At 73.4% G+C, this 8,397-nt stretch carries 8 protein-coding genes and 1 pseudogene; 4 read left to right on the top strand and 5 right to left on the bottom strand.

Annotated elements, in window-relative coordinates; all coding sequences use genetic code 11:
* Positions 1-118: 118 nt before the first annotated feature.
* Positions 119-1,240 carry a HoxN/HupN/NixA family nickel/cobalt transporter gene (locus ACFV4G_RS23625; protein WP_380443503.1) on the bottom strand — a complete coding sequence of 374 codons (1,122 nt, stop codon included), beginning with the start codon at positions 1,238-1,240 and terminating at the stop codon, positions 119-121.
* Between the two features lie 268 nt (positions 1,241-1,508).
* On the opposite strand from ACFV4G_RS23625, the gene ACFV4G_RS23630 reads away from it, so the two are divergent.
* A complete protein-coding gene (locus ACFV4G_RS23630) occupies positions 1,509-3,371 on the top strand; it encodes a CocE/NonD family hydrolase (protein ID WP_380443505.1) in 1,863 nt (620 codons plus the stop codon).
* Positions 3,372-3,418: 47 nt separating this feature from the next.
* Positions 3,419-4,111: an aspartate/glutamate racemase family protein gene (locus ACFV4G_RS23635; RefSeq protein ID WP_380443507.1), complete on the top strand. Its 693-nt coding sequence runs from the start codon at positions 3,419-3,421 to the stop codon at positions 4,109-4,111.
* A 166-nt stretch (positions 4,112-4,277) separates the two neighbouring features.
* Here the strand turns inward: ACFV4G_RS23635 and ACFV4G_RS23640 are convergent, their stop codons facing one another.
* Positions 4,278-4,934 (bottom strand): tetratricopeptide repeat protein, encoded by a 657-nt coding sequence (locus ACFV4G_RS23640; protein WP_380443509.1) that lies wholly within the window; start codon positions 4,932-4,934, stop codon positions 4,278-4,280.
* Positions 4,931-5,251 carry a cupin domain-containing protein gene (locus tag ACFV4G_RS23645; RefSeq protein ID WP_380443511.1) on the bottom strand — a complete coding sequence of 107 codons (321 nt, stop codon included), beginning with the start codon at positions 5,249-5,251 and terminating at the stop codon, positions 4,931-4,933. Before ACFV4G_RS23645 ends, ACFV4G_RS23640 begins: the two co-directional genes overlap by 4 nt.
* A 138-nt stretch (positions 5,252-5,389) precedes the next feature.
* Here ACFV4G_RS23645 and ACFV4G_RS23650 point away from each other — a divergent pair, with 138 nt between their 5' ends.
* On the top strand, positions 5,390-6,232 hold the full coding sequence (locus ACFV4G_RS23650) for a hypothetical protein (RefSeq protein ID WP_380443513.1): 843 nt from the start codon (positions 5,390-5,392) through the stop codon (positions 6,230-6,232).
* A 123-nt stretch (positions 6,233-6,355) separates the two neighbouring features.
* On the opposite strand, the gene ACFV4G_RS23655 is transcribed toward ACFV4G_RS23650, so the two are convergent.
* Positions 6,356-7,207: a helix-turn-helix transcriptional regulator gene (locus tag ACFV4G_RS23655; RefSeq protein WP_380443515.1), complete on the bottom strand. Its 852-nt coding sequence runs from the start codon at positions 7,205-7,207 to the stop codon at positions 6,356-6,358.
* 104 nt (positions 7,208-7,311) lie between these two features.
* Between ACFV4G_RS23655 and ACFV4G_RS23660 the strand changes: the two genes are divergently transcribed.
* The gene (locus ACFV4G_RS23660) at positions 7,312-8,043 is read left to right on the top strand and encodes an SDR family oxidoreductase (RefSeq protein ID WP_380443517.1); all 732 of its coding nucleotides are present in this window, start codon (positions 7,312-7,314) and stop codon (positions 8,041-8,043) included.
* A gap of 23 nt (positions 8,044-8,066) precedes the next feature.
* Here ACFV4G_RS23660 and ACFV4G_RS23665 read toward each other — a convergent pair.
* Positions 8,067-8,288, bottom strand: a pseudogene (locus ACFV4G_RS23665) (HAD family hydrolase); the annotation flags it as partial.
* Between the last annotated feature and the right edge of the window lie 109 nt (positions 8,289-8,397).

Genomic DNA, 8,397 nt, shown 5'->3' on the forward strand with positions numbered 1-8,397 from the left:
CGCGCGGGGCGTTGGGTGGTGCCCCCCGGGGGTGGGGGCCGGGCTGCGCCCCCCCCGCCCCCGCTGCGGGGGGGCTCCCCCAACGCGGGCCCCCCCCCCCTTCGTACCGCTCCGGGGACTACTCCGCCTCGCTGCCGGCCGAGACCAGGCCCGCCGACCACTTCTCCTCGACCTTGCCGAACTTCCAGAACAGGATCGCCCCGGCCCAGGTGACCACGAACAGGCCGACGATCGCGTAGCCGACGAAGTTGAGGTCCAGGGAGCCGATCCAGCCGATCGGGCCGCTGGTGATGTCCAGCTTCTCGCCGAGCAGGCCGATCAGCTCGATCAGGCCGATCACCAGCGCGACCAGGACCGACAGGCCGGTGACGGTCAGGTTGTAGTAGATCTTGCGGACCGGGCGGGAGAACGCCCACTCGTAGGCGAAGTTCATGAACGAACCGTCGATCGTGTCCAGCAGGCTCATCCCGGCCGCGAACAGGATCGGCAGCGTCAGCAGCGCGTACCAGGGCAGCGAGAAGGCCGCCGCGCCGCCCGCCAGCACCAGCAGCGAGACCTCGGTCGCGGTGTCGAAGCCGAGCCCGAACAGCAGGCCCACCGGGTACATGTGCCAGGGCTTGGTGACCGCCCGGGTGACCTTGCCGAGGATGCGGTTCATCAGCCCGCGCTTCTCCAGCTGGCGCTCCAGCTCCTCCTCGTCGTACTCGCCGACGCGCATCTTGCGGAAGACCTTGAGGATGCCGTTGAAGGCGCCCAGGTTGATCAGGCCGAGCAGCAGCAGGAACGTCCCCGAGACGGTGGTGCCGATCAGGCCCGTCATCCGGTGCAGCGTCGAGTCGTCCGCCTCGACCTGGTCCGCGAGCGAGCGGATGCCGAAGGCCAGCAGGGCGCAGAGGCCGAAGACGATCGAGGAGTGGCCGAGCGAGAACCAGAAGCCGACCGACAGCGGCCGCTTGCCCTGGCCCATCAGCTTGCGGGTGGTGTTGTCGATCGCCGCGATGTGGTCCGCGTCGAAGGCGTGCCGCATGCCGAGGGTGTAGGCGGTGAGGCCCATGCCGGCCCCGAAGACCTGGCCGCCGACGTCGTAGTGCTCGGGCGCGACGAGCGCCAGCAGCGTGAACCAGCCGATCACGTGCAGCGCGAGGATGAAGCCGCCCATGCCGGCCAGGCGGATCCACTCCTCGCGGGTGAGCCGGTGCCACCATCTGACGGACGGGGCACCTGCGGCGGGGCTGGCCATTGCTGTGGTCCTTTCGGGGGAGCGGAGTGCGGGGACATCCTTCCCTCGACCGGGAGGCAGTTGCAAGCCGTTCGCAAATACTGAAGCACTGCGGACACAAACACGCGCTGGCGAGCCCCGAACACGCCGGGTGAAGGCGGTGCAAATCCGGGCCTTCACCACCGCGCCCGATTCATCAGGAAATCGGCCGACTCCTCCCCTAGGGTCGGAATGCCGGCACGCACACCCCCGTCGGCGTTCACCGGCCCGGGACCCGATGGGAGCGGCAATGCCGTCGTACCCCTTCCACACCACCCGCGAGGACGTCCGCATCCCCCTGCCCGACGGCACCGAGCTGTCCGCCCGGGTGTGGCGGCCGGTCAGCGACGAACCCGTCCCCGCCCTCCTGGAGTACTCCGCCGGACGGCTCACCGACTGGTCCGCCGCCGACGACGCCCGCCGCCACCCCTGGTACGCCGGCCACGGCTACGCCGCCGTCCGGGTCGACACCCGCGGTCACGGCAACTCCGGCGGCCTGCCCGTCACCCCCGGCGACGACCGGGAGCTCGCCGACGGCACCGCCGTGATCGCCTGGCTCGCCGCCCGCCCCTGGTGCAGCGGCCGGGTCGGGCTGCTCGGCGTCGGCGCGGCCGGCACCACGGCCCTGCAGCTCGCCGCGCGCTCCCCCGAGACCGTCCGCGCCGTCGTCGCCGCCTGCCCCGAGGGCGGCCACCGGCTCGGCGGCGCCGTCCTCGCCGCCGACCTCCACACCCGGCTCACCGCCCTGGTCGCCTCCGCCGCCCGGCCGCCGGACCCCCGCCACGTCGGCGACGCCTGGCGCCCGCAGTGGCTGGCCCGGCTCGAATCCCTGGAACCGCCGGCCGAACGCTGGCTCGCCGCCGGGGAGACGTCCGTCCCGGTCTCCGTCCCCACACTCGCGATCGCCGGGTGGGGCGACCCGTCCTGCTCGTTCGTCCTGCGCCTGCTCGCCACCTCACCCGAGGCCCGCGCCCTGGTCGGCCCCTGGCCGCACGGCCTGCCCGAGGACACCCTCCCCGAGACCCTCCGCTGGTGGGACCACTGGCTGCGCGACATCGACACCGGCGTCCGCAGGGAACCGGCCCTGCGCAACCTGCTCGGCACCCGGTGGGTCGGCGACGAGGTCTGGCCCTCCCCCGACGTCCGCGAGATCCACTACGGCCTCGACGGCCAGCTGCAGACCGCCGGCACCACCTCCGACGACCGCTACGTCCACGTCCGCTCGCCCCAGCACACCGGCCTCAACGCGGGCGCCTACGTCCCGCTCGGCCGGCCCGCCGACCGGGCGCCGGACCAGCGCGAGGAGGACGGGCGCTCGGTCTGCTTCGACTCCCGGCCGCAGCCCGAGCCCGTCGAGGTCCTCGGCATCCCGTCCGTCCGGCTGCGGCTGCGCGAGGACGGGCGGCCGGCCCTGATCGTCGCGCGGCTGTGCGCGGTCCGGCCGGACGGGACATCGGAACTGATCACCCGGGGCGTACTGGTGACGTCGGGCACGGCCGACGCCACCGTCGAACTGGCCGCCTGCGCGTTCTCCCTCCCGGCCGGGCACCGGCTGCGGCTCGCGCTCTCGTCCGCGTACTGGCCGTGGGTGTGGCCCGCCCCCGATGGCTCCGGGTACGCCGTCGACCCGTCGCACAGCACCCTCACCCTGCCCGTCCGCCACCTCGCCGCCGACGTGGGCGCGACAGCCGTCGTCCTGGAGTCCCCGGTGCTGCCCGACCCGCTCGCCGTCCACCTCACCGAGCCGCTCACCGCCCGCCCCGAACGCGTCACCGTCCACGACCTCGGCCGCCACGAGTGGCGCACCGAACTCTCCCCCGCCGCCGACGGCACCCGCACCCAGCCCGACGGCCTCGTCCGCGACGAGCACACCGTGACCGCCTACCGCGTCCTCACCGACGCCCCCCTCAGCGCCCAGGCCCGCACCGACCACACCACCCGCCTGGAACGCCCCGACCTCGGCTGGGACGTCACCCTCCAGACCCGCGCCCAACTCCGGTGCGACGCCACCCACTTCATCAGCATCGTCCAGCTCCGCGCCCTGGAGGCCGGCTCGGTCGTCTTCACGAGGGAATGGCAGCACCGCGTACCGCGGGACACCCCTCAAAGCTAGCCTTATATATTTGCATGAAATTCGCCTCTGTCTTTATATTTGGCCCCATGAAGACCCTCGGCCTGATCGGCGGCATGAGCTGGGAATCCACCGCCGAGTACTACCGCCTCCTCAACGAACTCGCCCGGGAGCGGCTCGGCGGACTGCACTCCGCCCGACTCGTGCTCTACTCGGTCGACTTCGCCACCGTCGAACGCCTCCAGACCGAAGGCCGCTGGACCGAGGCCGGCGAACTCCTCGCCGACGCCGCACGCTCCCTGGAGGCGGCCGGGGCCGACCTGCTGCTGATCTGCACCAACACCATGCACAAGGTCGCCGACCAGGTCGCCTCCGCCGTCACCATCCCCCTCCTCCACCTCGCCGACGCCACCGCGGCCGCCGTCCGCACCGCCGGCCTGCGCCGGGTCGGGCTGCTGGGCACGGCGTTCACGATGGAACAGGACTTCTACCGCGGCCGGCTCGCATCGAGCGGCGGCCTGGACGTCCTCGTCCCGGACCCGGAGGGCCGCGCACTCGTGCACCGGGTCATCTACGAGGAGCTGTGCGTCGGCGTCGTCCGCGAGGAGTCGCGCGCCGCGTACCGCCGGGTGATCGCCGAGCTGGTCGCCGCTGGCGCCGAGGGCATCATCCTCGGCTGCACCGAGATCGAACTCCTCGTCCACGCCGAGGACAGCCCCGTCCCCGTCTTCCCCACCGCCCGCCTCCACGCCGAGGCGGCCATCGCGGCGGCGCTCGCCTGAACCACTCGTCTGGCCGTCGACCGTGAGGCGCGCTCCGCGTTCACCGGCGCCGGTCGCCGCTGGGGAGTTCCACTTCGGGCTGCTCTGAACCCATGGGAGCGCCCGGCAGGCCGGGCCTGCCGGGGCTCTCTCCCCCCACCTCTGAGATTAGCCAAACTCCCCTTTCCTACACGGAAGTTGAGCGAAGCTTGAGCTTCGCGTCCGCAACCCAGCGCAGGACGCCGTGCGACTCCGTCTCGGTCGCCAGGCGCTCCGCCTCGGCCAGGGTCGCGACGGCATCGTCCTCCCGGCCCTCCTGGGCGGCTATGTACGCCAGGCCCACCAGGTTCGCCGCCACGCCCGCACGGAAGTTCAGCTTCCTCCGCAGCGCGGTGGACTCCTCCAAACATGCGCGGGCCTCCGCCAACCGGCCGGCCATGTGGGCCAGGATGCCGAGGTGGCGCAGGGCGTAGGACCGGATGAGGTCGTCATCGGCTTGCTCCGCCAGCTCCAGCGCCCGCTCGAAGTACGGGCGCGCGGCCTCGGCGTCCCCGCGCACCAACTGCTGGTACGTGCCGATCCAGAACTGGGCGTCGGCACGGCCCCTCGCGTCCCCCAGCGCCTCGTAGAGCTCGTCCGCCCGCGAGAAGAGCGTCAACTCCCCTTCCTCCACCACCCCTTCCGCGAGGAAGCGGGCATGGAGGTTCCGGCCGCGGGCCATCGCGAGGTCCGCCTCCACCGCGTCGAGGCAGCGGTCGGCGGCGGGGATGGCGTCGGCGTCGGCGCCGAATACGGCACGATCGTAGAGCCGCGCGGCTTGGTCCAAACGTTCGTCCGAGATCATGAATCGATCGTCCCAGACGAGGGCCGCTCCGGTACCTCGACGATGAGAAGCGTCCCGCGACTGCCCGGGCGCACCGCATGGACCGCACCGGCCGGCACCCGGTACAGCTCGCCCTCCGCAACGGTGAACTCAGCATCGCCCACCAGCAGTTCCAGCCGCCCCTCCACGACGACCAGCGCCTCCGCCGTCGCGTGGACCTCGGGCGGCAGCGGGCGGCCGTCCATCCGCTGGACCTTCACCACCGCCGTCCCGACCTCGGCGAGGAGCGCCGACTCCCAGGCCCCGGGCAGGGACGAAGCGGTGTGGACAAGGTTCACGGCATGCCTCCCGGCGGCACGCCCGGCCGTGGCGGCAGGCGTCCGCGTCGTTCGCGTTCGGTGGATGCCCCGGACGCTACGCGACCTGCGCGGACAATTGGTCGACCGTTCGGTAAAACCTGCGAGTAGGCTCCCGGCATGAAGGACGAGGTCGGCGCGCGGGCGCTCTACGAGGCACTGCTGGACTACGAGGGCGCGCACCGGTACGAGGAGATCGTCACCCCCTGGCTCGACCGGGCCCTGCACGCCGGCTACCGCGAGGAACTCGCCACCACGGCCCGGCACCAGCCCTGGTGGGAGGATCCGGACGGACGCGAACTCAACTGGGAGCTCTACGCGTTGAGTCGCGTGAGCGACTACCTCCTGCTGGACGACACCCGGACGTGGCAGGAGTACCTCGGCTTCTTCGCCTCGCTCGGCATGACCCCGATCGTCGACGACGGCGCCTTCGACCCCTTCCACCACGAGATCGCCGAGGTCGACCAGGCCGACGACCGGGACGCGCCCGTCGAGGTGCTCGGCCTGCGCTGGCCCGGACTGATGCTCGGCGAGCTGCTGTTCAGCCGCGCCGGCGCACGGGTCCGGGCCGGCGCCGCGCACGCGGAGCGCGGGGTCGCCGACGCCTGGCCGATCTACTGGACCTTCCGCCGGCGCCACCGCCCGACCGTCGACCTCTCGCAGGGCTGGGGCAGCAACTCCCAGTGGCGCACCGAGCTGCGCCTCGACTACCGGACGGCCGACGGCGACCACCTCAACGTCACCGAGTGCGTGCCGATCGACGGCCACCCGGACCTGCCCGCCGACCACCCGGAGAACCTCGACGAGGACGACCGCCTGCTCACCCCCGCCGAGCGCCGCGAACTGCTGCGCCACCGCACCTTCCTGCGCGCCCCGGCGGCCGCCGACGCCCTGGCGAGGTCCGAGCAGTGGAAGCGGGACTTCTTCCCGTTCGTGTGGCGGCTCCCGGCCGGCGAACACTGAGGTCCGGACCGAGTCCGGTCACCGACCTCGCGGACCACCGGAACGCCGTCGAGCCCAGGACGGCCGGCGGGGAACCTGAACACGACGCACCACCGGGCCGGAGCCCCGGAGCCCCGCAAGCGGTTACCGCACCGCCAGGTCCTGGTTCCCGACCACCTTGAGCAGCCGCAGCGCCTCGTGCGAGGGCGTGCCGGGCGCCGCCGTGTACAGGATGATCCACTGGTCGCGCTTCGGGTCGTGCAGCGCCTCGCAGTCGAGGTCGAGCGGGCCCACGACCGGGTGCAGGATCCGCTTGTGGTTCGAGCGGCTGGCGGAGACGTCCTGCCGCGCCCACAGCTCCCGGAACTCGGCGCTGGCCGACAGCAGGCGGTCGACCAGGCCGCGCACGCCCGCGTCGGTGGGGTAGCGGGCCGTCGCCGCCCGCAGGTCGGCGACCGCGCCGCGGCTGAACTGCTCGACGCCCGCCGGGTCGTGGCGGGAGCGGCTCTCCGGATCGGTGAAGAAGCGCCAGATCAGGTTGCGCTCGGCGGGCGGCAGGGCGGAGTAGTCGCCGAGCAGGGCGGCGGCCATGGCGTTCCAGGCGAGCAGGTCGCGGACCGCGCTGCACACCACCGCCGGGGTGTCGTCGAGCCGGTCGAGCAGGTGCAGGACGCCCGCCCTGACCTCCCGGTCGAGGCCCGGCGGCGGGCCGGGCTGCTCGCCGACGAGGTGGTGGAGGTGGGCGCGCTCGTCGTCGGACAGGCGCAGCGCCCGGCCGATCGCCCCGAGCATCTGGCGGGACGGCCGCGGACCGCGGCCCTGTTCGAGGCGGATGTAGTACTCCACCGACATGCCCGCGAGCTGGGCGACCTCCTGGCGGCGCAGGCCCGGGGTGCGGCGGCGCCCGCCGGCCGGCAGGCCGACGTCCGACGGCTGCACGCGCGCCCGCCAGCGGCGCAGGAAGGCGGCGAGCTCCGCCCGGTCGACGTGTTCCACGCCTCCAGTGTGGCCCGTCCGCTCGCCCGGCGACCATGGCACTGGCGATACCACCCTCGGCAGTGCCCTCCCGGCGCCGTCCGCGGCGGGCCAGGCTCGATGCCATGACCGAGCGCATCATCCTCATCACCGGCGCCAACAAGGGTGTCGGATTCGCCGCCGCCCGCGAACTGGGCCGGGCCGGCCACACCGTGCTGATCGGTGCCCGTGACCACGGGCGCGGCACCGCGGCCGCCGCCCGACTCACCGCCGAGGGGCTCGACGCCCACTTCGTGCGGCTCGACGTGACCGACGAGGCGTCGATCGGCGCCGCCGTCGAGCAGGTCGAGGCCGAGCACGGCCGGCTCGACACCCTCGTCAACAACGCCGGCATCACCCGGGACCGGCAGCACACGCCCGACCGGCTGCCCGTCGCCGCGATGCGGGAGGTGTACGAGACGAACGTGTTCGGCGTCGTCGCCGTCACCAACGCGCTGCTCCCGCTGCTGCGGAAGTCGTCCGCCGGCTGCGTGTGCAACGTCTCCAGCGGCCTCGCCAGCACGTCGTTCCTCGCCGACCCGGACTCCCCGGTGTGGGAGCACGCGACCCTGCTCGCGTACAACACGTCCAAGGCCGCGCTCAACGCCGTCACGCTCGTCTACGCCCGCGCCCTGCGGGAGGCCGGGGTGAAGTTCAGCTCCGTCGAACCCGGTTTCTGCGCGACGGACCTGAACGACCACACCGGCTCGCTCACCGCCGAGGAGGGCGGCCGACGGATCGCCGCGCAGGTGACGGCGGCGGCCGACGGCCCGACCGGCCGCTTCCTGAGCGAGTACGGCACCACCCTGCCCTGGTAGTCGCCTGACCCGAAAGACCCGCCCTAGGGTCGGATCAGCTCGGGCAGCTTCCGCATGTCGTCGAAGACGACCGTGTCCGGCCCGGCCAGGCGCTCCGCCGGGGTGAGACCGCCCGCGTAGCCGAGGGCGCGCATCCCGGCCGCCCGGGCGGCCTGGACGCCGGGCAGGCTGTCCTCGACGACGACGCACGCGGCCGGGTCGACGCCCATCGAGCGGGCGGCGTGCAGGAAGAGGGGGGGGGGGGGGGGGGGCCCCCCCCCCCCCGGGGGGGGGGGTGGGGCGCCCCGCGGACATGGGGGTCTTGGTCTGGGGGGGGCGGCGGGGGGGGCGGGGGGCGGGAGAGAGACCCGCGCT

Source organism: Kitasatospora sp. NPDC059747 (assembly GCF_042732955.1).
GTDB lineage: Bacteria > Actinomycetota > Actinomycetes > Streptomycetales > Streptomycetaceae > Kitasatospora.

Bases quoted from the DNA above. Each gene is read 5' to 3' on its own strand.
- ACFV4G_RS23625 (WP_380443503.1), bottom strand. From the start codon at position 1,240: ATGGCCAGCCCCGCCGCAGGTGCCCCGTCCGTCAGATGGTGGCACCGG.
- ACFV4G_RS23630 (WP_380443505.1), top strand. From the start codon at position 1,509: ATGCCGTCGTACCCCTTCCACACCACCCGCGAGGACGTCCGCATCCCC.
- ACFV4G_RS23635 (WP_380443507.1), top strand. From the start codon at position 3,419: ATGAAGACCCTCGGCCTGATCGGCGGCATGAGCTGGGAATCCACCGCC.
- ACFV4G_RS23640 (WP_380443509.1), bottom strand. From the start codon at position 4,934: ATGATCTCGGACGAACGTTTGGACCAAGCCGCGCGGCTCTACGATCGT.
- ACFV4G_RS23650 (WP_380443513.1), top strand. From the start codon at position 5,390: ATGAAGGACGAGGTCGGCGCGCGGGCGCTCTACGAGGCACTGCTGGAC.
- ACFV4G_RS23660 (WP_380443517.1), top strand. From the start codon at position 7,312: ATGACCGAGCGCATCATCCTCATCACCGGCGCCAACAAGGGTGTCGGA.